At 37.4% G+C, this 23,794-nt stretch carries 23 protein-coding genes; 16 read left to right on the forward strand and 7 right to left on the reverse strand.

Annotation, left to right across the window (positions count from 1 at the left end; translation table 11 throughout):
- Nucleotides 1-3: 3 nt before the first annotated feature.
- Nucleotides 4-663: a TetR/AcrR family transcriptional regulator gene (locus EHR07_RS16170; protein WP_135746004.1), complete on the forward strand. Its 660-nt coding sequence runs from the start codon at nucleotides 4-6 to the stop codon at nucleotides 661-663.
- A 103-nt stretch (nucleotides 664-766) separates the two neighbouring features.
- Here the strand turns inward: EHR07_RS16170 and EHR07_RS16175 are convergent, their stop codons facing one another.
- Nucleotides 767-1,423: a TetR/AcrR family transcriptional regulator gene (locus tag EHR07_RS16175; protein WP_135746005.1), complete on the reverse strand. Its 657-nt coding sequence runs from the start codon at nucleotides 1,421-1,423 to the stop codon at nucleotides 767-769.
- A gap of 128 nt (nucleotides 1,424-1,551) precedes the next feature.
- Here EHR07_RS16175 and EHR07_RS16180 point away from each other — a divergent pair, with 128 nt between their 5' ends.
- Nucleotides 1,552-3,549: an oxidoreductase gene (locus EHR07_RS16180; RefSeq protein WP_135746006.1), complete on the forward strand. Its 1,998-nt coding sequence runs from the start codon at nucleotides 1,552-1,554 to the stop codon at nucleotides 3,547-3,549.
- A 9-nt stretch (nucleotides 3,550-3,558) separates the two neighbouring features.
- The gene (locus EHR07_RS16185) at nucleotides 3,559-5,307 is read left to right on the forward strand and encodes an acyl-CoA dehydrogenase family protein (RefSeq protein WP_135746007.1); all 1,749 of its coding nucleotides are present in this window, start codon (nucleotides 3,559-3,561) and stop codon (nucleotides 5,305-5,307) included.
- Between the two features lie 19 nt (nucleotides 5,308-5,326).
- Here EHR07_RS16185 and EHR07_RS16190 read toward each other — a convergent pair whose 3' ends face one another.
- Nucleotides 5,327-6,280: a serine hydrolase domain-containing protein gene (locus EHR07_RS16190; protein ID WP_244288966.1), complete on the reverse strand. Its 954-nt coding sequence runs from the start codon at nucleotides 6,278-6,280 to the stop codon at nucleotides 5,327-5,329.
- Nucleotides 6,281-6,658: 378 nt separating this feature from the next.
- On the opposite strand from EHR07_RS16190, the gene EHR07_RS16195 reads away from it, so the two are divergent.
- From EHR07_RS16195 to EHR07_RS16205, 3 genes are all read left to right on the forward strand, one after another.
- Complete coding sequence (locus tag EHR07_RS16195; RefSeq protein ID WP_135746009.1) at nucleotides 6,659-6,997, forward strand: EF-hand domain-containing protein; 339 nt, start codon at nucleotides 6,659-6,661, stop codon at nucleotides 6,995-6,997.
- A gap of 477 nt (nucleotides 6,998-7,474) precedes the next feature.
- Complete coding sequence (gene trhA, locus EHR07_RS16200; protein WP_135746010.1) at nucleotides 7,475-8,302, forward strand: PAQR family membrane homeostasis protein TrhA; 828 nt, start codon at nucleotides 7,475-7,477, stop codon at nucleotides 8,300-8,302.
- 79 nt (nucleotides 8,303-8,381) lie between these two features.
- Nucleotides 8,382-8,657 (forward strand): hypothetical protein, encoded by a 276-nt coding sequence (locus tag EHR07_RS16205; protein WP_238753592.1) that lies wholly within the window; start codon nucleotides 8,382-8,384, stop codon nucleotides 8,655-8,657.
- A gap of 77 nt (nucleotides 8,658-8,734) precedes the next feature.
- Here EHR07_RS16205 and EHR07_RS16210 read toward each other — a convergent pair whose 3' ends face one another.
- Nucleotides 8,735-9,694: an NAD(P)-dependent alcohol dehydrogenase gene (locus EHR07_RS16210; protein ID WP_135746011.1), complete on the reverse strand. Its 960-nt coding sequence runs from the start codon at nucleotides 9,692-9,694 to the stop codon at nucleotides 8,735-8,737.
- Nucleotides 9,695-9,827: 133 nt separating this feature from the next.
- Here EHR07_RS16210 and EHR07_RS16215 point away from each other — a divergent pair, with 133 nt between their 5' ends.
- A complete protein-coding gene (locus EHR07_RS16215; protein WP_244288967.1) occupies nucleotides 9,828-10,532 on the forward strand; it encodes a TetR/AcrR family transcriptional regulator C-terminal domain-containing protein in 705 nt (234 codons plus the stop codon).
- 8 nt (nucleotides 10,533-10,540) lie between these two features.
- Here the strand turns inward: EHR07_RS16215 and EHR07_RS16220 are convergent, their stop codons facing one another.
- The 3 genes from EHR07_RS16220 to EHR07_RS16230 all read right to left on the reverse strand — a co-directional run bounded on the left by EHR07_RS16220 (nucleotide 10,541) and on the right by EHR07_RS16230 (nucleotide 13,816).
- Nucleotides 10,541-11,224 carry a hypothetical protein gene (locus tag EHR07_RS16220; RefSeq protein WP_135746012.1) on the reverse strand — a complete coding sequence of 228 codons (684 nt, stop codon included), beginning with the start codon at nucleotides 11,222-11,224 and terminating at the stop codon, nucleotides 10,541-10,543.
- A gap of 73 nt (nucleotides 11,225-11,297) precedes the next feature.
- Nucleotides 11,298-13,124, reverse strand: coding sequence for an alginate export family protein (locus EHR07_RS16225; protein WP_135746013.1), 1,827 nt, complete (start codon nucleotides 13,122-13,124; stop codon nucleotides 11,298-11,300).
- Nucleotides 13,125-13,255: 131 nt separating this feature from the next.
- The gene (locus tag EHR07_RS16230; protein WP_135746014.1) at nucleotides 13,256-13,816 is read right to left on the reverse strand and encodes a DUF1415 domain-containing protein; all 561 of its coding nucleotides are present in this window, start codon (nucleotides 13,814-13,816) and stop codon (nucleotides 13,256-13,258) included.
- 208 nt (nucleotides 13,817-14,024) lie between these two features.
- On the opposite strand from EHR07_RS16230, the gene EHR07_RS16235 reads away from it, so the two are divergent.
- The 9 genes from EHR07_RS16235 to EHR07_RS16275 all read left to right on the forward strand — a co-directional run bounded on the left by EHR07_RS16235 (nucleotide 14,025) and on the right by EHR07_RS16275 (nucleotide 22,795).
- Nucleotides 14,025-14,876, forward strand: coding sequence for an EboA domain-containing protein (locus EHR07_RS16235; protein ID WP_135746015.1), 852 nt, complete (start codon nucleotides 14,025-14,027; stop codon nucleotides 14,874-14,876).
- A gap of 11 nt (nucleotides 14,877-14,887) precedes the next feature.
- Nucleotides 14,888-15,916, forward strand: a complete 1,029-nt coding sequence (locus tag EHR07_RS16240; protein ID WP_135746016.1) for a TatD family hydrolase — start codon at nucleotides 14,888-14,890, stop codon at nucleotides 15,914-15,916.
- On the forward strand, nucleotides 15,917-16,783 hold the full coding sequence (gene eboC, locus EHR07_RS16245; protein ID WP_135746017.1) for a UbiA-like protein EboC: 867 nt from the start codon (nucleotides 15,917-15,919) through the stop codon (nucleotides 16,781-16,783). It abuts the gene before it with no gap.
- Between the two features lie 9 nt (nucleotides 16,784-16,792).
- The gene (locus EHR07_RS16250; protein ID WP_135746018.1) at nucleotides 16,793-17,956 is read left to right on the forward strand and encodes a 3-dehydroquinate synthase; all 1,164 of its coding nucleotides are present in this window, start codon (nucleotides 16,793-16,795) and stop codon (nucleotides 17,954-17,956) included.
- Nucleotides 17,953-19,149: a metabolite traffic protein EboE gene (gene eboE, locus EHR07_RS16255; protein WP_135746019.1), complete on the forward strand. Its 1,197-nt coding sequence runs from the start codon at nucleotides 17,953-17,955 to the stop codon at nucleotides 19,147-19,149. Before EHR07_RS16250 ends, eboE begins: the two co-directional genes overlap by 4 nt.
- A 23-nt stretch (nucleotides 19,150-19,172) precedes the next feature.
- A complete protein-coding gene (locus tag EHR07_RS16260; protein WP_135746020.1) occupies nucleotides 19,173-20,570 on the forward strand; it encodes an alkaline phosphatase family protein in 1,398 nt (465 codons plus the stop codon).
- 41 nt (nucleotides 20,571-20,611) lie between these two features.
- Complete coding sequence (locus tag EHR07_RS16265) at nucleotides 20,612-21,820, forward strand: Crp/Fnr family transcriptional regulator (RefSeq protein ID WP_135746021.1); 1,209 nt, start codon at nucleotides 20,612-20,614, stop codon at nucleotides 21,818-21,820.
- A 134-nt stretch (nucleotides 21,821-21,954) separates the two neighbouring features.
- Nucleotides 21,955-22,338 carry a DoxX family protein gene (locus EHR07_RS16270; protein ID WP_208739815.1) on the forward strand — a complete coding sequence of 128 codons (384 nt, stop codon included), beginning with the start codon at nucleotides 21,955-21,957 and terminating at the stop codon, nucleotides 22,336-22,338.
- 142 nt (nucleotides 22,339-22,480) lie between these two features.
- Nucleotides 22,481-22,795: a winged helix-turn-helix transcriptional regulator gene (locus EHR07_RS16275; protein WP_135746023.1), complete on the forward strand. Its 315-nt coding sequence runs from the start codon at nucleotides 22,481-22,483 to the stop codon at nucleotides 22,793-22,795.
- Nucleotides 22,796-22,815: 20 nt separating this feature from the next.
- Here EHR07_RS16275 and EHR07_RS16280 read toward each other — a convergent pair whose 3' ends face one another.
- Nucleotides 22,816-23,793 (reverse strand): ketopantoate reductase family protein, encoded by a 978-nt coding sequence (locus tag EHR07_RS16280; RefSeq protein WP_135746024.1) that lies wholly within the window; start codon nucleotides 23,791-23,793, stop codon nucleotides 22,816-22,818.
- Nucleotide 23,794 lies beyond the last annotated feature (1 nt).

Consider the following 23,794-nt stretch of genomic DNA (forward strand, 5'->3'; position numbering starts at 1 on the left):
AGTATGGATAAATTGGTAGACGCATCCTTATCCCCTGACCTTGCTTCCCGGCCTTTTAAATTCACTAGCAAACAAGGTAGAAATAGACGTACGCGACTTTTGACCATAGCTTTGGAATTTCTTCGGGAGAAATCTCCAGAAGAGATTAGTTTTGCTGATATCTGTAAAGAAGCCAATATTCCCAGGCCTTCGGCTTACCATTTTTTCCCAAACGTAGAAGCGATCTTTCATGGAATCAGATTGTTACATTCAGAAAGTTTGATTGAAAAATCACTTTTGTTAAAGCGGGAAACGTTTGTTAGTTGGGAAAAGTATATTGAACGTTCTATCGATGTAGCAGTGGAAGTGACAAATAAGGAAATTGCTTTCCCAAGATTGATTTATGGTTATAGGATGAGTAATCCAGAAATGCGCCAAGTGGGCCAAGAGTTAGATGCTAAACTTGCGAACTTAGCCAAACTCGGACTGATGGACCGATTTGAATTACCTCTCTTAGAACAAGCCGATCAAATCTTTGGAGTTGCCTTTTCGATCGCCGATTCTCTTTTAAAACATTCTTACAGGACCTACGGGGACTTCACACCTTGGATGGTGGGGGAAACCAAAAGAGCAACAATTTCTTATTTAAAAAACTATCTGCCTGAAGTTTGCAAACCGAAATAGAAATTTGCAATTTTTGAATGGAAGGAAAGGTTTCGCATACGTTGAAGAATCGGAATTAGGATTGCAAACAAAGGCAGATTTTGATCGAAAAAGTTCAAAACTGTTATTTGGATTTCATGCCGATAAATGCATACTCGGTCACTGTTTGGATGAATTTTTCCATTTCCTGAATGTCATTTTTCATCTGCAAACGACCTTCTAAAAATAACATAGCAATTCCATGAATCATAGCCCAAGAAGCTAAAGTTTTTTCTCTGGTATTTCCTTTTTCTAAATGACCTAAGTTTTGTCCCATTCGGATGATTTCATGTAACTGGCGATAGGTTCTCCTGGAAACAGCCAGTAATGTAGGATGAGTTTTTGCATCAACTCCCGTTCCACCAAACATAATCCTTGCGAACTGTCTGTTAGTCATAATGAATTGGAAGTAGGTCCATCCAAGGGCCCTGTATCTTCCTTTAAAGTCCTGGTCTGTTTTTTCTAATTCTTTTTGGTAGGTTTCAAAATACCTTTGAAATCCGATTTCAGCGATAGCCGAAAATAGGGCATGTTTGTTTTCGAAATGATGATAACAGGCAACATGACTGACACCAGCATGTGCAGCCACTTTTCGAAGTGAGATATCTTCCAAAGAAGTATTTTCTAAAAGTTCCACTCCTGCTTGGATGAGGGCCTCTTTTACATTCACTCCGTTATCTTTGGTAGGGCGACCCACTGCCTTTGTTTTTTTGGGTGAGGATTTTTTTTTAGAAACCGCCATTTCCCCCATTTTCACTTCGACTCTCAAAATGACTAGTGTTAATTACCATTGGTAATTTTACGACTTGCCTTTGAAACTCTGAATATTACCAATGGTAAATTAATTCAAACCCAAGGACTCGAAACCAAATGAATCCAGCTTTTACACCTATCAACATTGGAAATTTCACTCTCCCTAACCGTTTTATTATGGGTTCCATGCACTTAGGTGTGGAAGGAGAAACAGGCACGGCAGAAAGAATGGCAGCGTTTTACGGTAAACGATTCGAAGGCGGAGTGGGTCTCATTGTTACGGGTGGGATCAGTGTGAATGAGGAAGGAAAAGGTTCTCGGACATTTTTTAACATCCAAAATCCAGACCATGCCAAAGAGCTAAAACGTATGAATGAACTTCTTTCTGGAAAGGGGACCATGTGCGCCCAACTTTTCCATGCAGGAAGGTATGCTGCTGATAGGAATTGTGTGGCACCGTCTGCCATTCGTGCACCAATCAATCGTTATGTGCCAAAGGCGCTTACAGAAGACCAGTGTTGGAAAACCATCGAAGACTTTGGAGTGGCGGCAAAACTCGCATTTGAATCTGGGTTTGGAGCCGTTGAAATTATGGGGAGCGAAGGTTATCTATTAAATCAGTTTTTTTCTCCGGTAACCAACCAGAGAGATGATTTTTTTGGGGGAGATGCGAAACGCCGGATGAATTTATCTATAGAAGTCCTTCGTGCCGTGAAAAAACAACTCCCCGAAGGTTTTCCCGTGATCTTTCGAATGTCAGGGATAGATCTGATTCCTGGAAACCCAACCTTTGAAGAAGTGGTTCAGTTAGCGAATGTTTTGCGAGATGAAAAGGTTTCTGCTTTGAATATTGGTATCGGTTGGCACGAATCAAGAATTCCAACGATTAGCCAACTGGTTCCTAGAGGGGCTTGGGTTTCTATTGCCAGTCGCATCAAAGAAAAAACACCAGGGATTCCTATCATTGCATCCAACCGTGTGAATGATCCGATTACCATGCAAAAGGTTTTTGATGAAAAAAGTGCCGATATCATTTCAATGGCACGACCATTTCTAGCAGATCCATTCATAGTAAAAAAATTCCAAACAGGGATTTCCAATCGAATCAACACCTGTGTAGCTTGTAACCAAGCTTGTCTTGATCATGCCTTCCAAGAAAAATTTGTATCTTGTATCGTAAATCCTGAAGCAGTGCATGAATTAGAATATTCGAAACCAAAAACTAAGGATCCGAAAAAAGTTTTTATTATTGGATCGGGACCTGCTGGGCTGGAAGCCGCACGTGCCAGTGCAAGCCTTGGTCATAAAGTTACCTTATATGAAAAAGCAAACCTACTTGGTGGACAGTTTCAACTTGCTTCTCATATTCCTGGTAAGTCAGAGTTTAAAGAAACCATTCGTTATTTTTCCAACGAACTTCCAGCTCTTGGTGTTGAGATCAAATTAAATACAGCAGCAACTTTAACATTGTTAGAAAAAGAAAATCCTAATGTGATTATTTTTGCAAGTGGAGTGAAACCTCGTGAGTTTACATTAAAAGGACTAGAAAATCTTCCATCAGGAAATTATACTGAGTATCTTACTGGTAAATTCAAACCAGGCAAACGTGTGGCTGTAATCGGAGGTGGTGGAATTGGTGTGGATGTGGCACATAGATTGACAGAAGAAGGAGACCCAACCCTAAGCTCTTACGATAAAAAATATAATATTAGTTCGTTTACCAATGCAGCCGTACAAAAAGAAAAGGCAGATCGGGATGTAGCAGTGTTTCGTAGAAATGGAAAACATGGAGCAGGGCTTGGACCTACAACATTTTGGGCACTCAAACAAGAGTTAGAATCTGTGGGAGTTGAATTCTATCATGGACTCACTTATAAAGAAGTCACAAAAGAAGGATTAAAAGTGGAATTAAAAAATGGAGAAGAATTTTTATATCCTTGTGATTCTCTTGTTTTGTGTGTAGGACAAGAAAAAGAAACATCACTATATGAGGAATTTAAAAATAAATATCCGGAGAAACAAGTTGTTGTAATTGGTGGAGCTAAAGATCCACAAAATATAGATGCAAAACGAGCCTTTTTAGAAGGTTTAGAAGCAGCACATAGCATTCATTAGGAGAAAAACATGATCGCAAATAACTATTTTTCAGAAGACGAAGATTTACAGGTAATTTATAACCAACTTCTTGATTGGGAATCCATCATCAAAGAAACCGAAGGGGTAGAATTTTTTGATCACCAAACATTTGTAAAAACAAAAAACCCTCGCTATGAAATGGCTCCTTCTACAAAAGAAGAAGCACTCGAATTATATACATCCAGTTTAGAGGCGATGGGCGATTTTTTTGGGAATGATGTTTCGCAAAAATCTAAAATCATGGATCGCAATGAATTAAAATACGCCAATGGAAAAGTAATTTTCCCAAAAGAAACTATAGAGATTTATGAAAAATTTCGTAACACGGGACTTATGGCGTATTCTCTTTCCAGAGAGGCTGGTGGTCTTGCATTCCCTGCCACTGTAGGCGCACTGTATGCTATGCTTATGGCTCGTGCTGATGTTGCTTTTTGTATGACCACCACCTTACTCAATTTAGCACAGATTGTGGACCGATTTGGAACTCCTGAACAAGTGGAAACCTATGCAACAAAGGCTGCCACAGGTGAATGTCTGTTTGCCATGTCACTGACAGAACCTGATTTCGGATCAGATCTAAATAATGTACGAACTGTCGCAATCAAACAAGAGGATGGAAGTTACCGTTTAACTGGAACTAAACGATTTATTTCTCAAGGATGTGGTTTGGGTGATCATCCAGCTCTCCTGCTAACGTTGGCTCGAACAGGAAAAGCAGAGGGTGGAGCGAGAGGACTTTCTGTATTCATAGTCAAAAGTGAAGATGTATTTGTTGCAGGAATCGAAAAGAAAATGGGAATTCATGCCTCTCCTACTTGCGAAATTGTTTATGACAATACATACGGGGAAATATTAGGGGAGGAAGGGCTAGGCCTAACTCGTTATACAGCGGGGATGACAAACTTTATGCGTCTTGTGAGTGCTTCCGGTGGATGTGGCGGTGGAGCGGCTGCTTATTTTGAATGTGTGAAGTATGCAAACGAAAGAAAACAATTCGGAAAACCCATTGGTGAAATCCCTGCAGTGGCAGAGATGATTCATAAAATTAAACGAGAAACAAATGCCATGCGACTTCTCACTTTAGAAACAGCTCGTGTCATTGATATGTACCAACATCACCAAATCCGTATGGAAAAATCGGGTAAGGAAGACAGAGAAATCAGAAAAGATGAAAAGGTAAAATTTTGGTCTACACTTGCTTCTACTCTCACTCCCATGGCAAAGTATTATAGTTCAGAAGAAGGACATAAATGTACAAATTTAGCAGTACAGGTGTTTGGTGGTGCTGGTTACACGGAAGATTACGATATTTCTCGTATGTTCAGAGATTCCCGTATCAATACCATTTATGAAGGTACGAGCCAAATTCATGTTCGCATTGCCACAGGTGCCATTCTTGCAGGTATGGCGGGAGACGGAAACTTTCGTAAGTATCTTAACTCTTTGAAAGCAGAAATTCCATCACCTTCATCTTTTTTATTAGAACAAGAAAGAGTTTTAGAAGAGTCCATTCGTGTGATGCGAAACATACAAGAGGAAGTTCGTAAGGAAACTGTGGCAGAAAACTTAATGATCCAAATGACTCGTTATATTTGCAGTTTGTTATACGAAAAATCAATTACCAAAATCAATGATTCTAAAGTTAAAGAAACTTGGGAAAAAGACTGCCGGGCTTATGTCATTGATAGCGCGGCAATCGCCCAATCTTCATTGTACCGAATTCAAAATTATGGATAAATCGATTAAATAAACTTTGTCACTTAGCGGTTGTTATGATTTTTTCAATTACGTCCAAAATTCTTTGGATGGAGGTTGGATCTCCATAACCACCCGCAGTGGTAACGATTACCATATCTAAGCTGGGGATGGAGAAAATGAGTTGGCCACCATTTCCTAGTGCCAGGGACCAAGGAATTTTTTTCTCCCAATAAATTGTTTCTCCGAGCCACCATTGGTACCCATAACCAAGAGACTTCCCATCTTTTCTGAATATTTTTACCTCTGAATCGATATGGAATTTAAGTGATTCATTTAACCATTGTTTTGAGACAATTTGTTTCCCTTTCCAGTTACCATGGTTTAAAACCAATCTTCCTAACTTTAACATATCCCTAGGTCTTAATCGAAGCCCTGCATGGGGAAGGGCTCTACCATTTGTATCTTCCACCCATTCAAAGTTTTGAATTTCTAAGGGATCAAATAACCATTCTTTCGCCAATTCTTTTAATGATTTGTTGGTTTTTACAATTAGAATATCAGAAAGAACTGATGTTCCCCCTCCGTTGTAATTAAATTTAGTTCCTGGTGAGTTTATTATTTTTCTGTCAAAAACAAAACCTGGTATGTCCTTTTTCCAAAGGAGTCGTGTTTCATCACTAAATATAAATCCATACCTCCATTCTTCCCAATTTAGTCCACTACTCATTGTTAATAGGTGTTTCCAAGTAATTTTTTGTTTGGAATCATCCACTGCAACAGGTAATGCAGGGTAAAAAGAAAGAGTATCGACTCCATCGAGAATTTTTTTATCAATAGCAATCCCAAAAAGTAAAGAAACTACCGATTTACTAACTGACCTAACATCGTGTAAGGTATTAGTGTCAAATTTTGTTTCTCCATCAAATGGGAATCTAAGTCCGTAACGTTTGTTAAATGGATGGTCTTCTCTGGTATTGTAAATTTCTGTTATTAGTTTCCCGTGTCTTTCCACAAGAAAGGAATGGAATTCGCTTTCATCGGAACTAATTTCTCTTACTATTTGGCAAAACTTTTTATCATCAAATTCAGATTCGGTCGAATTCGAAATTTCCCAGTCGGAAATTACAATTGGTTTACCACAGTTTTCCTTGTCAGTTGGTTCTGAATGGATCGGAAGGAATGTTAAAGAAAAAAGGAAAAATGCTACGTTGATTAAAATCTTTTTTTGGCTCGAAGTTTGTACCCAAGGTTTTTACTTCCGAAAGGATAAGCGAACCTAAATCATAGGAAAATCAAAAAATAGAATGAATATAAAAAATTTCCAAAGATAAAAAAAGGAAGGTCTTGACTCGAGGTAAAAAATGTTCAAGAATTAACCAGAGGTTTTTCTATGAAAAAAATTCTAACCATCCTAATTAGTTTTGGTTTCACTGCCATTGCATCCCTATCGGCTCACGATCATGATGGTCGTGGAAGGAATGCAATGGCAGGGGATCATTTCAAAAAAATGGACACCAACGGCGACAACAAAGTTTCTAAGGAAGAATGGCAAAAATTCCATGATGGTTTTTTCACCGAACTTGACAAAGACGCTGACGGATCTGTGACTCTCGATGAGATGAGATCTTCGCGAATGGAAAAACGGGAAGAGAAAAAAGAAGAAATGAATGAAAAAGCCAAAGAGGCAAAATCAAAGAAAAACGATAAAAAGAAAAAATTTTCCGAATAACAACCGTTTGGATTGGGGCGCCTCGCATTGGATCGATACCAAAAAATCCAACGAGGGCTCGACCGGGCTCTCCGCTCCAATCTTTCGTTTGCCACGAAAGGATTTCCACTACGATCCCTGGCGCTAGGGTTTTCCTTATTTTACAAAGATTCCATTGCAAGTAACCTATTCGACCTGCATTGAATTGGGATCACCTTTTTTGTTTGCAAATCGAGAAACATCACAGATAACATTTGTTTGTTTATAGAGGTTATACCTGAATTTTTAAAAGTAGAATTAGAGGATTTCTAAGCATTCTTTCGGTTTATCTCCATAGACCTGGAAAAGTTAAATGGCTTCTGTAATCTTCAAATAAGAACAAAGAAGGATCATTGGATTTTTTAAAAATGGTTCATTTGGTCCATGTAGTCAGTCATTCAATATCTTTCGATTGACGATTCGAAATGTAGGCAGTTAAGTTGCTCTTACAGATACCTTATGAAAGCGAAAAAAAGTAATCCCAAAGCAAAAAAGAAATCCATTAGTTCTAATCAAAGTAAATACAAACAAACCACCTCATCCAAATCAAAAATAACATCAAAAAACAATTTCTCTCTTTCTCCTTCTGATTCTTTAAATCAAATACAACAATCTACGGCCGAACTTATCGATACCATTCATGAATATTCCATTGGACATGAAATTGCCAATGCTGTTACACACGGAATCGGTGGTGGTCTAAGTATTGCTGGACTTTCAATTTTACTAACTGTTGCAGTTTTATATGGAGATGTTTGGCATATAGTCAGTTCTGCCATTTACGGAGCCACTCTCATCCTTTTGTATCTTGCCTCCACTTTGTATCACGGAATTTACCATTCCGCCACCAAACGTATTTTTAAAGTGATCGATCATGCTTCCATTTATTTGTTAATCGCGGGAACCTATACTCCATTTACGCTTGTTAGTTTAAGGGAACATTCCGAGTGGGGTTGGACCTTATTTTTAGTGGTTTGGATTTTGGCATTTGTGGGAGTCCTTTTGTTGTTATTGTTTCCAGGTAAATATAGCGGGGCTCGGGTTGTCGTTTATATCTTTATGGGTTGGCTTGCCATTTTTGTGATCAAAGACATTCGCCAAGCAATCGGTGTGGGTGGAATTTCTTGGCTTGTGGCAGGTGGACTGAGTTATACGGTAGGTGTGATTTTTTATCTTTGGGACCGTTTGCCTTTTAATCATGCGATTTGGCATCTCTTTGTTCTCTCAGGAAGTATTTGTCATTTTTTTGCAATTTTATTTTATGTTTTACCTCCGATCCGAAATTAAAATTTGAATTGTCAATGGATCGTATTCGATGAAAATTCACACCTCTTTCTATTTAAAAAATAGAAAGAAAGGAGAATATATGAGAACATTGGTCACGATTTGCTTTATGTTCCTGATGGTCTTAGGAACTACAGGATTAGTTGCCGAAGATTGTTTCCTTTGTGGAAATGGAAGTTCCAACGGTTGCCAACAATGTCGTGGAAATGACAGGAAGGCTTGTGAAGCCAAAGGTTGTAAAATTTCTGGTACCGCTTCTTGTTCCACTTCTGCAAACGTAAAGGTTTGTAAAGCAGATCATTCTTATCAAGATCTCACATTCTTGGAGACTAAAAAACAAAACCAAAAATTCAAATAGTGACAAACAAATCCAATGGAGAAACTACCACAAACGAATGTGGTAGTTTTTAAAAAAATTTCCTCAAATAAATCAAGTTAATTGGTTATATCAATGACAACGTTTCCTTTTTTGTGACCGGCCTCTACGTATTCATGGGCAGCGGACATTGCTTCTAAAGGAAAAGATTTGTCGATTACCACCTTAAACTCTCCCTTTCTCGTAAGTTCAGCGATAAAATTTAAATTTTCTATCGTTTCAGAAATAGGTCCAAATTTAATATTGATTCCTTTGGTAAGGGAAATCCAAGCTGCTTGAAACATTTCTTTAAAGGAAGCACCGACTAAAACTAAAACTCCACCTTTTTTTAGGTGTTTTAAGTTGGATGAGATGGATGATTTACCCACACATTCAAATACAATATCATAAGTTGTGTTATGCGGTTCAGAGTGAAAACCCGTATAATCCATAACATAATCCGCTCCGATTGATTGAACCAAGGAAAAATTTCCAACACTACAAACTGCTGTGACAACTGCTCCAAAATGTTTTGCGATTTGGATGGCCGCAGTTCCCACCGAGCTTGAAGCTCCATAGATGATCATCGTTTGGTTTTTTTGGATATTACATTTTTGAACGAAGTCTAGAGCCGTTAAACTTCCAAATGATAAAGCAGCTCCTTCCGAAAAGGATATTTCTTTGGGAAGGATAGTCATGACGGAAGATTCTTTGATACAAAAATATTCTGCATAAGTTCCCATTTGCATTCCAGCGGAACCAAAAACTTTATCTCCTATTTGGAATTTTGTCACGTTTTCGCCAATGGCATCTACCACTCCCGCAAAAGAAATTCCTAAAACTGGCTTTCTCGGTTTCAATATTCCAAAAAATAAACGAACTGCTTTGGGATCGGGTTTACGAATCCGCCAATCACCTGAATTCACTGCACTATTATGATTTTTGATTCGGATTTCATTTTTTTGGGGAGAAGGGGATTCCCAATTTTCTAAACGGAAGACATCCGGTGTTCCATACTTTCTTGCGGTAATGACTTTCAATGGCTAATCTCCTGAAAACAATATTTATACTTACAGTGTAAGCCTGTCAAGGAAATTTATTTCTCTCTGTCTTTTCGTAAAAACAATAGAAATATAGGGAAAATATGATATAAATTCTAAAAAAGGAGAGGAAGTGTATAAAAAAAAGAAACCCAAATTATCTTCTCTGAAACTCTCTAAAAAGGCTAAAAAAAAGCAGACCCTATCTAGGAAATTAGTTTTAGAATTTGCCATTCGAATTGCCGATGAATTTGGATTGGAAAAATTGTCCATGCGACATTTGGCATCTAGTTTGGGTGTGGAAGCTATGTCTTTATACAATCATGTAAAAAATAAAGACGAAGTCCTCGATGGAATGGTAGACCTTGTTATTTCAAAAATCACATTACCAAGGATAGGTGGAGATTGGAAATTAGAAATGATAATAAGAGCCAAGTCTGCTCGTGAAATATTAATTTTACATCCTTGGGCTACTTCTCTTATCGTCTCGCGAATGAATGTGGGAGAAGGAATGATGACCTACTTTGATACCACACTTGGTTGTTTACATGCCGCTGGATTTTCTTTGCAGACCGCTGACCATATTATCAATACAATCGACAGCCATATTTATGGTTTTATTTTACAAGAATTGAATTTTCCCATTGATCCAAATGATTACGCAAAACAGGCCGAAAGTTTTATGCCACTATTGGAATTGAGTCCCTTTTCTCACATAACCAATTTAGGCAAAGAAGTGGTCTCCGGAAAATATAATGGAATACACGACTTTGCATTTGGCTTAAATTTGATTTTAGATGGTTTAGAAAAACTTCGTCCGGAATCAAACGGAAGTTAGCTAAATAGTTACTCTATGGGAATGGAAGACCAAGCTGTTTCTTCGAAGTCTAACTTTGATTGTTTTTTTATTTCCTCAATCATTTCCTTAGATTGATCGATTTCGGTAAATCCTGCGTAACCGGAACTATCTGTTTGGTCTGCACCCCCAGTAAGTACTGTGGAAACTATGGCAGCACCGATTTTGGCTGTTAGGCTAGTTTTAAAACTTCCAATAATAGATTCTCCCACGTTGTCCATGTCAAGATCAGTTCCCAATTCTGATTTGTTAAAATCAACTACATACTTACCTAAGATCCGAATTTGATTTGGTTTTACCGTGAACTTTGATTTCTCGAGATTTTGTCGATCTAATACATAGTATACATTTGCATCTTTTTGTGTATTAGGATCTTTTTCATGGACATGGGCTGCTACAATCGCATATTCACCAGGTTCAATGTTTAAAACGTAATAACGGCTGATGGAAAAAAAATTAGTTTCAATCATTTGTAATTCGCTTAAATTCTTTTTTGACTTATCGAGTTTTAGTAAAAATACTTTTTCTGGATAAAAATGTCCCATAAATATTTTAGGGACAACCAGTTCGAAAACAACTGCAGAAGATTGTTTAGGCAAATTTGGTTTAATTTCCGGTTTCATTCTGCAATGGATTACTGTTAAAGTAAGGATGAAGGTAATAATAGTTTTCATTTTTATCCTAAATTAGTTTGTATTAAAGGAATACAAACTAATCAGTTCGTCAACCAAAAACATAACTAAAAAACTAAATGGCAAACACACTCTGGAGAGTAAAAAAACTTGAGTTAGGTTTCAAATCGTATCTATGATAAGGATCGGTTTCATACGGATTGTTCTTTTGGTTTCTGATGGCATCTCCAGCATATAGGGAACTTGCCCCAAACCAAAAAGAAACATTTTCAAAAGGAGTCACTATATAGATAAAGTTAATTTCTGTAGCAACATGTTTTCCTAATTTCGGTCGGTTTTGGTTGTAAGCTTCCGTATTAAAGTAATCTTCTGTAGAAGCAGTTTCTCCCGTAGCTTTACTACCTGACACATAGCCACTGTTATCGTAGTAACCGTCTTGTAATTTTACTTTATAATACCAGTGAGGGTTTAAGATAAATGTTCCCCATTTTCCTGAATCATATTTTATATTGATGGAATAATCTTTGATGTTTTGCCAAAATACCATCCCAGAATTTCCATTTCCAGAGAACGCAAGTCCTGCGCTTGCCATCCTTCTTGTTGCAAAAATAGGATTATAAGTGCCTACACTTCCATCATTTCGATTAGGATCTCCTGATGCCTGGACATATTGTACGCCTATTCGAAATTCTTTCACTGGAGTAAATCCCAATTGAACTGCTACTAAATTGGCTTTGTATTGGACCGGAGAGGAAAGGGGTGGTGCCTCACCTGTTTTTTTATTAGTTGTATAAGTTCCATTTTGGTTGAGCCAGTCTGGGGAAACTCGATCACCAGTAAATCCAGTTTGCCAAGCTGCTTCGACCATCCAGTCAATTCCAGTTTCAGTTGTAATCATGTTGCCTTTAGTGCGATTGGTAAGCCGAAAACCCGTTGTATTGAGTTGGTCAGGACCTCTGTAGTAAATTTCCGATCCATAATTTGCAGTAGTGTTTGAGGCTTTTAGTTTTTGTTTATAAAGAGTGAAGTTATATAAATCGATTCCGAGCCAGTCCCAAGGTTTGAAACCAAAATAGGCTCCGTAATAAGAAGCATTTCCTGGCCCACCAACTCTTGTGGAATTGTTGGAAACGATGCTATTGGCATTATTTTCTGAGCTGAGTACTGCCCCAAAAAAATCGATACTATGTTTTTGAATGGTGATGGTTGTCCGAATGGCATCAAAGGCATTTCCGTTCAAACTGTCATTTCTCGCTCCTACGATCCTTCCATCTCCAAAATCTAAAATTTGGCGACCTGTTCTAACACGAAATATTTGGTTGGTAGTTTTTAAATCAACAAAGGCCTCTCGAAACCCCGTATAGTTATTTAAAGGTACTTCTTTCTGTTTGGAAGTATCAATCGTTGTACCAGCATTGGAAATTACACCTAACCTTTGGTCTGTGGATCCATTCAAAACTTCCCCGCCCCAAAGCCTAACATCTTGTAAAGTCAGTTTAAAAGCCACATTGGGAGATATATCTCCAATCAGAAAAAACTGAGTTTGATTACTCACCGTATTTCTGTTATCTGGAGTGGAACGATCGAAGTCTGTATTGTAAAGTGAGTCTGCTTTTGGACGAATTCCAAATCCCACACGAAACCTGTCGGCAAACCATAGGTTAGTATTCTCTTGCAACGCCTTTCTTTGTTTTGCGGTGATCTGCATACTCTTAAGATATTCACCAGTTAGGTTCCCTTTCATAGGACTTACATATTCTGCTGGTTCTTCTGGCGGGGGAGGAGGAGGTGGTGGAGTTATCGGCGGTGGCGGGGGTGTTTCTTGGGGAACTTCCTTTTTTACCGGTGTAATGAATTGTGCATCTAAGTCTTTAGTGAAGGGAGATATTAGGATCCCTAAAGAAAGAAATCCGATTATGTATTGATGATTTCGTAGATACATGGTCCACCACCTGTTTTTTCGTCAGTGAATCTAGGTTGAGTTTACTTTCAAACTTTATATTTAATGGTTCGTAGGTCTCCTAGCATTATCATAAACGAAAAATATGAATCCATATTACTTTTGTAAATAAATTATAATCCTAAATTTTTCCAACCTTCCTGTCCTAATTTAGTGAATGTTGTTCTGTTGTTTTTGTAGATACTGTCAATATTTGGATGAGAGTCGACAATGCGGCTAATGCTATCTTCACGTAACAGATGTAATGTCGGATATGGGGATCTTCCTACGAAATTGGTTATGTCGTTTACAGTTTTGTCGGCAAACTGAAATTGCGGGTGAAAGTTAGCAATTTGTATGACACCTTCTAAATCTAATTGATTTAAAAGAAAATCAGCCTCGTCCAAAAAATCATTTTGATCCAAAAAATCTTCCAATACATAAGGATGAATGATAAGTGTTGTTTCGGTTACAAGTGGTTCGATTTCACTTAAAATTTTTAGTTCTGATTGGAGATGAGATAGTAAATCCTCTTTTGTTTTAGAGTCACTAATCACATAACGAATTGTATTCGATTGAAACGGTTGTTTTGCAAAGGGGCAAAGGTTAAGTCCTATCACTGATTTCAAAATCCAATTTTTGGTTTTCTCTAAAATTTCTTCTTGGTTCTGCATGGGACTTTCTTGATGTTTCATTCAAATTTCCGTTTTGTTTTTTTAATTTTCCGGAATTACCAAGATTCATCCAATAGAAACAAAAGTAATCAAAGTTACAGAATGATATTTATATTTTTTATAAAAAATATCTTAAAAAATGGCGGTAATAGGGGAAAGTGAGTTGGAAATTGAATATTTGATTTACGGTGTGGTGTATCCATCAGAAGTTTTCCAATAATAGTTCTTTATGACAGATATTCCAACAAATTTGACTCAATTCCTATTTGAACAAACTACCAAATTAGAACGTGAATGGTTAGAAGAACAAACCCAAAAAAATGATTTGGATTTGATGACTGCCTTTGTTGCGACTCCTCGTTTTTTATCAAAAAAAATGGTTTTTAACGATTCAAAATCGAATGGAGGTTTGGTCCCTGAATGTAATGGATTTCAAGTGAATGGATGGAGCCTTGTTCGTTTAGCTCGTGTTTGGTTGCTTTTGCATTTACCTTCGGTACCTAAAGATCAGTTTGTCAAAAATATTGAAACATTATTTGATACAGCTGAATTAAATGAGTTAGTTGCTTTGTATTCAGCATTACCACTTTTGCCTTATCCCTGGGAATGGTTGCCTAGAGCTACAGATGCTGTACGATCGAATATGGGTTTTGTTTTCGATTCCATTGCATTACTGAATCCTTACCCAGAACTTTATTTTTCTGAACTTGCTTGGAACCAATTGGTTTTAAAAACCATATTTAATGGAAAACCAATCGATTTAATTTATGGAATTGATAGGAGAAAAAACAAAGACTTGGCAATTGCAATTTCTGATTTTATCAGTGAACGTTTTGCTGCAGGGCGAAAGATACCTTTACAAATTTGGAGACTGGTTGCTCCTTTTAGTGATGAAACCACTTTTCCTAATTTAATCAATTTACTGGAATCGGAATTAAAAGCGGAGAGGGAAGTCGCAGCTCTTGTATGTTTTGAATCCAAAAATCCCAATGTACATTCTTTATTATCGAAATATCCTGACCTTGAATTATCTATAAAAAACGGAGAGTTGGATTGGTCTAAGATAGAGTCCATTCCTTAAATCAAATTTTTATGTGCCAAAATCATAAAGAACCATCTACAAACCCTTCTCATTTTGAATCTACTCCTTCTGGCGACGAAATACTGACTCATCGCGATTTGTTATGGGAAGATTACCAAAATCTAATCCAAGGGATGCGGTTTTTTGATCCACACATTCACATGGTTTCAAGAACCACTGACGATTACCAAATGATGGCTAAAGCAGGAATTGTAGCCATCATTGAACCTGCTTTTTGGGTCGGACAACCAAGGACGGGGCTTTCCAGTTTTAAAGATTATTATAGTAGCCTTGTGGGTTGGGAAAGATTTCGGTCATCCCAGTTTGGAATCAAACATTATTGTACAATGGGTTTAAATTCAAGAGAAGCAAATAACGAACGTCTTGCGGAAGAGGTAATGGAAATTTTACCTTTGTTTGCTTATAAAGAAGGTGTCGTTGGAATTGGCGAAATTGGATTTGATGACCAAACTCCTCTGGAAGAAAAATACTATCGTTTGCAACTGGAACTGGCTAAAAAAGCAAAATTACCTGTACAAATTCATACACCCCATCGAGATAAAAAACGCGGAACAGAAAGGAGTATGTCCATTGCATTAGAACATGGACTTGATCCGTCCTGGGTTGTTGTTGATCATAATAATGAAGAAACCGTAAAGTCAGTGTTAGATCAAGGATTTTGGGCCGCATTTACCATTTATCCTTTTACTAAAATGGGGAACGAAAGGATGGTAACTGTTGTGGAGAAGTATGGACCAGAAAGAATTATGATCAACTCCAGTGCCGATTGGGGAATTTCCGATCCACTTGCCATTCCTAAAACTGCAGCACTCATGAAACAAAGAGGAATTCCAGTTGATGTCATTCGAATGGTCACTTATCAAAATGCGATCGATGCCTTTGCAAAAAGTGGTCAGATTGATGTAACTGATTTTGAAACAGAATTCCAACCCGATCCAAATGCTAAGTTTCATGGCAACTCTATCCTAAGGGGTGGCCAACAACCAGTTCCCAATAAAAATTCTCTCTTCATCCAATAAATGATTCTAAAAGCTTACCTTACACTATTTCGACCTGCAAATGTAGTAACGGCACTGGCTGATATCCTTGCTGGTATGGCCATAGTTGGATTTGTTTGGAAAGACAATACCCCTATTTTTTTATTACTTTCCACCATAGGTTTGTATGGCGGTGGAGTGGTATTAAATGATTATTTTGATACAAAAATTGATATAAAAGAAAGACCAGAACGACCAATTCCTAGTGGGAAGGTTACTAAAAATTCTGCATTGGTTTTTGGAATTTTCCTTTTAGGCATGGGGCTTGGTTTTGCTTTTTTATACCAAATCAAAAGTGGATGGATTGCCTTTGCTATTATTGTCCTTATCCTTACTTACAATCGTTATGCCAAACATCATTCTATACTTGGTCCTATTGTAATGGGAATGTGTCGCGGTGGTAACTTAATTCTAGGAATGAGTTTAGTATCCAAAATCACAACATTCGAAATTTCTCTTTCTTTACTTCCTATCTGTTATATCGCTGCTATAACGATGGTGAGTCGAGGAGAAGTCCACGGTGGAAAAAAGATACCTTTATTATTTGCTGGTGTTTTATACCTTATCGTTTTCTTTTGTATCTCCTTTTTGTCCTTTCAATTGGGAAATTTGATAAAGAGTAGCCCTTTTGTGGTTTTACACATAGCGATGGTATTTCCACCACTGCTTCGTGCTTATCAAAATCCTATTGGTCCTATGATTGGTAAGGCAGTTAAGATGGGGGTAATTACGCTCATTCTTTTGAATGCTTCTTTTGCGGCAAGTTTCGGATTTTTAACTATAGCGATCGTTATCTTTTGTTTATTACCTCTTTCTTTGGTTTTAGCAAAAACATTTTCTGTTACTTAGAGTTTTATTATGAATGAAGATTCTTTTTTCCCTCTTTTTTCAGAGTTTCAAATCACTTATAGATATAAAGTTTACTTTACGAAAGATATTTTTCAAAAAGATAATCCAGTTTTAAAAAATTTTTTTATTTCAGAAATAAAACAGGGCCTTGTTAAAAAAGTAATGGTAGTGTTTGATGAAAGACTGATCCATTATCATCCGAATTTGGTTTCAGAAATAAAAAATTACTTTCAAGGTTTAGAATCATTTATCCAACTAACGGGCGATATCATTCCAATACCTGGTGGGGAAGAATGTAAAAATAACCAAAACCTTTGGGAATCATTGGTGAATGCGGTAAATACACACGGTGTCGATAGACATTCCTATATCCTTGCCATAGGAGGAGGAGCAGTTCTTGATTTGGTTGGGTATGTAGCGGCTGTGTCTCACCGTGGGATTCGTTTGGTTCGAATCCCAACGACTGTGCTTTCACAAAATGATTCTGGTGTGGGAGTGAAAAATAGCATCAATTTCCAAGGTAAAAAAAATTTCCTAGGTACCTTTGCCCCACCTGTTGCCGTGTTTAACGACCTCCAATTTTTAGAAAGTTTAGATGACAGAGACTGGCGATCCGGTATGGCCGAGGCCATCAAAGTGGCCTTAATTAAAGATAAGGATTTTTTCCATTGGATCGAATCGAATGCCAGTGAATTATTAAATCGAAATTTAGATACAATGGCATACCTAATCCACCGCTGTGCAAAACTTCATATGGATCATATTGCAAGCGGAGATCCTTTTGAGTTTGGATCTTCTCGACCATTGGATTTTGGACATTGGTCAGCTCATAAATTAGAATACTTAACTCAGTTTTCTTTAAGGCATGGTGAGGCCGTAGCGATTGGTATTGCATTGGACACAGTGTATTCTTATCAAAAACAATTTTTGTCCCAAGACGATTGTCTACGGATTCTTTCTTTATTGAAAACACTGGGATTTGTCGTTTACCATCCTATGTTATCGGATGGAGAAAAACAGAATTTATTTTTAGGGTTAGAAGAGTTTCGGGAACATTTGGGAGGTCGTCTCACCATTGTATTGTTAGCTGAAATTGGAAAATCTCTGGAAGTCCATGAAATGGATTTTAAAACTATAGATACTTCTGTAAATTTCTTAAAAACTTATCTATGAAAACCAAATACGGCCATCTTACATACTGTTCCAATATTCATCCTGGAGAAACTTGGTCGGATCATTTTTTGCAACTCAAAGAAAATCTTCCGATAATTCGTGCGAAAGTATCACCGCAAACACCGATGGGCATTGGGCTTAGGTTGTCCGGTGAAGCTTCGTTTGAACTTATAAAACCAAATATTATTTCTGAATTCCAAACTTGGTTAACCAAAGAAGGATTTTACGTTTTTTTGATCAATGGATTTCCCTATGGTAATTTTCACAAAACAACGGTTAAAGAGAATGTATATCATCCAGATTGGGCTACCACGGACCGATTGGATTATACAATTCGTTTGTTTTCTATTTTATCGCAATTATTACCGGAAGGTTTGGAAGGTGGAGTTTCGACTCCACCCATTTCCTATCAGTTTTTTGACAAAACAGATGCAGAAAGAGAATTAAGAGTTAAATCTGCCACTCAAAATATCACAGAAGTCCTTCATCATTTGATTCAAATCCAAAAGGAAACGGGAAAAATTTTACATTTGGATATAGAACCGGAACCGGATGGTATTTTAGGAAATGTTGAACTTTGGATTCACTGGTTTCGAGATATTTTTCTCCCTACAGCACTTCCTGAAATCCAATCCCAATGGGGGTTTACAAAGGAAGAAGCGGAAAGTATAATTCGTAATCATATTAGAATTTGTTTAGATGTTTGTCATTCCGCCGTGAGTTTCGAAGATAACAATACTGTAGTTAGGTTGTTACGTAAGAATTTCATAAAAGTGGGTAGAATTCAAATCAGTTCTGCTTTGAAAGTAAAGTTCCCTGAAGATCCTAAACCAACCTTGGATTCCCTAAAGCATTTTGAGGAACCAACCTATCTTCACCAAGTAGTCATTCAGTCCAAAGATGGACAATTAGAATCCTTTCCTGATTTGCCTTATGCATTACAAAGAGATGTCAAACCTTTTGAGGAATGGCGAATCCATTTTCATGTTCCAGTTTTTTTAGATAGTTATGGGCTTTTATCTTCGACTCAAAGTGAATTAGTTTATCTATTGAATTTACAAAAAGAATTTAATTTAACTGATGCTTTAGAAGTGGAAACGTATACTTGGGGAGTGTTACCAAAAGAATTACAAACTCCTATTACAACATCCATCATTCGTGAATTGGCATGGGTAAAAACTATTTTAGATTGAGAAATAAATCTATAGGTTATAAAATGAAAAATACAAAAACTAACTCATTTCAGAAAACAGTTGTGATCGATGTTGTGGGACTTAGTTCTCATTTGGTTTGCGAATTTACTCCTTTTCTAAAACAGTTTTTGGAAAAAAGAAATACAATACTCATTGAACCAATGATCCCTGCTGTGACTACCAGCGTGCAATCCACTTATCTGACAGGGAAATGGCCGAACCAACATGGAATCGTTGGTAATGGTTGGTATGATCACAAAGACTCAGAAATTAAATTCTGGAAACAATCCAACCACCTAGTAGAGAGTGAAAAAATTTGGGAAAGGGCAAGGAAGATCGATCCCCAATTCACTTGTTCCAAAATGTTTTGGTGGTACAATATGTACGCTAGCGCGGATTATTCGGTGACACCGAGGCCGCAATACCATGCAGACGGTGTAAAAGCACCTGATTGTTATTCGAATCCTCCAGAACTTCGAGATGAGTTACAAAAAGAACTAGGCCAGTTTCCTCTTTTCCATTTTTGGGGACCTAATGCCAATATTAAATCCACACAATGGATCGCAGATGCAACTATCTTTGTAGATAAAAAATACAACCCAACGCTTACATTGGTTTACCTTCCTCATTTGGATTATTGTTTGCAAAAATTGGGACCAAATCTTTCAAAAATCCAAAAGGAGCTTTTAGAAATTGATACGGTTCTTAAACAATTAATTGAATACTACGAAGGACAGAATACAAAAATCATTTTGTTATCGGAATATGGAATCACACCAGTCCATCGTCCGATTCATATCAACCGAATCCTCCGAGAGAATGGTTTCATTTCTGTTCGCAAGGAACGATGGTATGAACTTTTAGATCCAGGTGCGTCGAAGGCTTTTGCGGTCTCGGACCACCAAATTAGTCATATTTATTGCAAAGATTCCGAAACAAAAACAAAGGTGGAAAGGATTCTAAAAAACATTCCAGGAATTCAGCTTGTTTTAGATAAAAAAGCGCAAAAAAAATATCATTTGGACCACGAACGTTCCGGTGATTTCGTTTTAGTAGCAGATTCAGATTCTTGGTTTTCTTACTATTATTGGTTAGATGATAGAATGGCACCAGATTATGCTCGTTTGGTGGATATTCACAGAAAACCAGGGTATGATCCTTGTGAGATGTTTTTAGATCCTAAAAAATCTGCCGTTAAACTGAGAGTATTGTTAAAATTATTACAAAAAAAACTAGGTTTTCGCTACCTGATGGATGTGATCCCCCTGGATGCAAATTTGGTAAAAGGATCTCACGGGACCATTCATGCAAAAAAGGAATTTTACCCTTTATTTTCAGGAGCACAGTCTTACCCCGGAAAAGAAATTTCTGCTAATAAAGTGTACGATTTGATTTGGGATCAGATGACATCCAAGATTTAAATGTTTGACTGGTTAGCTTCCGAAACATTATTTTTGATTCAGTGTCCGTAGAAGAAATCAAAGTTGTTAATTATTCCAAAGGTGCTGCCATCGTTGTGCAGAATTCCGTCAATACTGGAAATTTTTTTATTGTAAGATCAGGCCGGGTATCGGTCGACTCTGAACATATTGTCGTAGATCATGAACTCTCATTTTACGAAGCGGGGGATAGTTTTGGCCTAGTCTCAGCCCTCACCGAACATCGATTTTTGGTGACTTTGTTTGCGGATACCGATGTGGAGTTAGTGCAGATCCCGATTCGACTTTTGGGTTCTTATTTGAAAGAAAGAAAAGAGCTCGCTATGAAGATATTAGGTCTTTATTCTAGAGAGCTCAGAACTTTACAAAAACACCTATCCAAGGCAAACAAACCCGCAGACCGCGAATACCACCCAGAACGTTTGGTTCTAAATGCTAGAACTTACCTAACTTGGCAAAAACCAAATTTAGCGGCCTATTCTTTACAAACCTTTCTTAAATGGTCCAAAGAAAACAATTCCACGGCTAACGTGGCAGAGGCTACGGAACTACTCAGATCCATTGGATCCAATTACAAACCTTTTGTTTGGGAGAGTATGCAGGCCTCTTTGGAGGCTGGAGAAATCCTCTTTGTTGAAAGTGAAAAGAACAACGAAATCTACGTAGTGTTAGAGGGAAATGTTAAACTGTTTGGAATTGTTCGTGGTTTTGAGTATGTAATCGATGTTTTAGGGCCGGGCGAAATTTTTGGAGAGATGTCTCTCATTGACAATGCTCCGCGTATGGCATCAGCCATTACCGAAACCAAAAGTAAAATCCTTCGTGTTACCGCAGATAGTTTATTTGAATCTGTGGGACCATCCTTGTTACAAAAAATCTTTGAAAGTATTGCTAGACGGATTTGGTTTTCCCACCAACGCCTGGTCATTCTTCGATTGAAGACGCCCGTCATCAGACTCTACGCTTATTTATACAATTCAATCCGGGACCAAGACATTCGTTTAGGTCGAAACTTGGATGAAAGTTTAGCCAATCCACATACGATTTATATCCAGATGGAAGAACTTTGTAATATGTGTGGAATCATCAAGGTGAAACAAGAAACCATTCAGGAATTCCTAAGTGATACAAACTTGGTCATTGAACCGAATCGAATTACGATCAAAAGTCGGAAACGATTGGAGGAAAAACTCGGGCATTATAAATCTAAAGAAGGGCGGATTGTTGCCTAACCAACCACTAAAAATACTTTTCTAGTTTTTATCCGGGTTCTTAAGGCCCGGGGTAACCAAAAGAAAAGCAGACCATTTTCCGGTCCGAATAAAATTTGTAATGATTTTTTTTACCATTGTGTTTAAGTTCGGTGATGAAAAAATTTCTCGTGTATTCTCTCGGGGCTTTCTACATAATCGCTGGAGCCAACCATTTCTTTTCTCCAGAATTTTATCTAGAAATGATGCCAGATTATCTGCCATTCCACGAACTTTTGAATGTGACGAGTGGACTCGCTGAAATTACCTTAGGATCCTTGGTCCTCTATGAACGAATGCGAAAGATGGCAAGTTACGGAATCATTTTGCTTTTACTCGCCATATATCCAGCAAATATCAATATGTTATTAACGGCCTTAGACGGAAAAGATTTTGGAGTCCCGATTTGGGCTTTGTATGCAAGATTGCCCTTCCAGTTTTTATTCATCTATTGGGCATGGCTAGTTAGAAACTTCAAATGGTCTGACGAAACAACCTAACTCCTGTGAGTTAGGTTTAAAACGTTTCTTCGTTTACATTTTTTATTGTTTTAGGAAGAGTGCATTGTAAGCACTTACTTTAATGCATCATCAAAATATTTAGATCATATATACAATATTATATTAGTTTTATACACGAAGAATGACCAAAGAACCTAAAAGAACAGCACAAGAATTGAATAAAAAAGGAGGCCAATGGACTTTTCTTTCAAACCATGCTCATGTTTTGATTTGTTTGAGCAAGGATCCAGATATGCGGTTGAAAGATGTTGCTTTGTTAGTTGGTATTACCGAGAGAGCTGTTCAAGCCATAGTCAAAGATTTGGTGGATGCACAAATCTTAGAAAAAAGTAAAGACGGTCGACGTAACCAATACATCATCCAGACCGAACAAAAATTACGCCATCCTTTGGAAGCAAATCATTCTATTTCAGAACTTTTACGTTTGGGTAAATAAACTAAAATCCAGACTTTGTATTAGTTTTTTAATTCTAATTCTTTGATTTTCTGAACAATCCATTCGTTCCTAGGTACGGAAATTCCTAACTTGTTTGCTTTTTTTACAACTTCACCATTGATAAAATCAATTTCCGTTTTGCGGTTTGCATCCAAATCTTGGACCATAGAAGTTCGAATCCTAAAGTATTTTAAACCAAGTAAAATAAGGATCAAATGACAAATCCACCTTGGAAGAGAACCTGGACCTCCACCTAATTTTTGAATGGGAAAAGATCCCGGCACCACTTGTTCTGTAATTTCCAACCGGTTCATCACTTGTTTAATCTCAGTCAGCGTTTCGAGGGCTTCTACCCTTGATTGTTGATTGAGAAATAGTTCACCTAAGCTAACTTGTTTTGAAGCGGCAAGTCCATTGATGATGGAATTGATGGCTAGTTTATGCCACCTAAACCCACTAAGTTTGTCAGTCAAAACAACAGGAAGAAAAGGTGAGAGAAGTTTTTCCCAGAGAGAATCAGGTTTGGTTCCTTTGGCTTCACCAAGGATCAAACTTCCCACATTGGATTGGTAATAAGTATGATCAGATAAAGTTTGGGTATTCCAACCCACAACTCCACCAATGATTTTATCTGTATAGGATTTGAATTGTAGTTCAGGAATTCCATTTTGAATCAAAACCCATTTCCCATTTGGTTTTAGAAATGATTTTGTTTCTTCCAAATATTCAGAAAGATTTTGATTTTTACAACCAATCAGAATATAATCAAATTTTTCTTGGTTGTCTTGAGTCATTGTTAGGTGGCTCATTAAATCAATCTTAACTATTTTTCCATTCGGGCCTTGGAAACTTATTGGGTTATTCTTTAGAGATTGAAATCTAGATTGGTTGCGACATAGGATTTTAAATGGAATCTGATTTTGGGAAAGGGCATGGATGATAGTGACGGTTACAGAACCAATCCCACTAATTGCAATGGAAGGATAAGTCGTTAACATA

Origin of the sequence: Leptospira bandrabouensis, from assembly GCF_004770905.1 — a bacterium.
In the GTDB taxonomy this organism is placed as follows: Bacteria; Spirochaetota; Leptospiria; order Leptospirales; family Leptospiraceae; genus Leptospira_A; species Leptospira_A bandrabouensis.

Coding starts and splice junctions, on each gene's coding strand:
- EHR07_RS16260 (WP_135746020.1), top strand. CDS start 19,173: ATGAAAAATACAAAAACTAACTCATTTCAGAAAACAGTTGTGATCGAT.
- EHR07_RS16250 (WP_135746018.1), top strand. CDS start 16,793: ATGAATGAAGATTCTTTTTTCCCTCTTTTTTCAGAGTTTCAAATCACT.
- trhA (WP_135746010.1), top strand. CDS start 7,475: ATGAAAGCGAAAAAAAGTAATCCCAAAGCAAAAAAGAAATCCATTAGT.
- eboC (WP_135746017.1), top strand. CDS start 15,917: ATGATTCTAAAAGCTTACCTTACACTATTTCGACCTGCAAATGTAGTA.
- EHR07_RS16240 (WP_135746016.1), top strand. CDS start 14,888: ATGTGCCAAAATCATAAAGAACCATCTACAAACCCTTCTCATTTTGAA.
- eboE (WP_135746019.1), top strand. CDS start 17,953: ATGAAAACCAAATACGGCCATCTTACATACTGTTCCAATATTCATCCT.
- EHR07_RS16170 (WP_135746004.1), top strand. CDS start 4: ATGGATAAATTGGTAGACGCATCCTTATCCCCTGACCTTGCTTCCCGG.
- EHR07_RS16175 (WP_135746005.1), bottom strand. CDS start 1,423: ATGGCGGTTTCTAAAAAAAAATCCTCACCCAAAAAAACAAAGGCAGTG.
- EHR07_RS16185 (WP_135746007.1), top strand. CDS start 3,559: ATGATCGCAAATAACTATTTTTCAGAAGACGAAGATTTACAGGTAATT.
- EHR07_RS16205 (WP_238753592.1), top strand. CDS start 8,382: ATGAGAACATTGGTCACGATTTGCTTTATGTTCCTGATGGTCTTAGGA.
- EHR07_RS16275 (WP_135746023.1), top strand. CDS start 22,481: ATGACCAAAGAACCTAAAAGAACAGCACAAGAATTGAATAAAAAAGGA.
- EHR07_RS16235 (WP_135746015.1), top strand. CDS start 14,025: ATGACAGATATTCCAACAAATTTGACTCAATTCCTATTTGAACAAACT.
- EHR07_RS16270 (WP_208739815.1), top strand. CDS start 21,955: ATGAAAAAATTTCTCGTGTATTCTCTCGGGGCTTTCTACATAATCGCT.
- EHR07_RS16220 (WP_135746012.1), bottom strand. CDS start 11,224: ATGAAAACTATTATTACCTTCATCCTTACTTTAACAGTAATCCATTGC.
- EHR07_RS16180 (WP_135746006.1), top strand. CDS start 1,552: ATGAATCCAGCTTTTACACCTATCAACATTGGAAATTTCACTCTCCCT.
- EHR07_RS16280 (WP_135746024.1), bottom strand. CDS start 23,793: ATGTTAACGACTTATCCTTCCATTGCAATTAGTGGGATTGGTTCTGTA.
- EHR07_RS16225 (WP_135746013.1), bottom strand. CDS start 13,124: ATGTATCTACGAAATCATCAATACATAATCGGATTTCTTTCTTTAGGG.
- EHR07_RS16230 (WP_135746014.1), bottom strand. CDS start 13,816: ATGAAACATCAAGAAAGTCCCATGCAGAACCAAGAAGAAATTTTAGAG.
- EHR07_RS16195 (WP_135746009.1), top strand. CDS start 6,659: ATGAAAAAAATTCTAACCATCCTAATTAGTTTTGGTTTCACTGCCATT.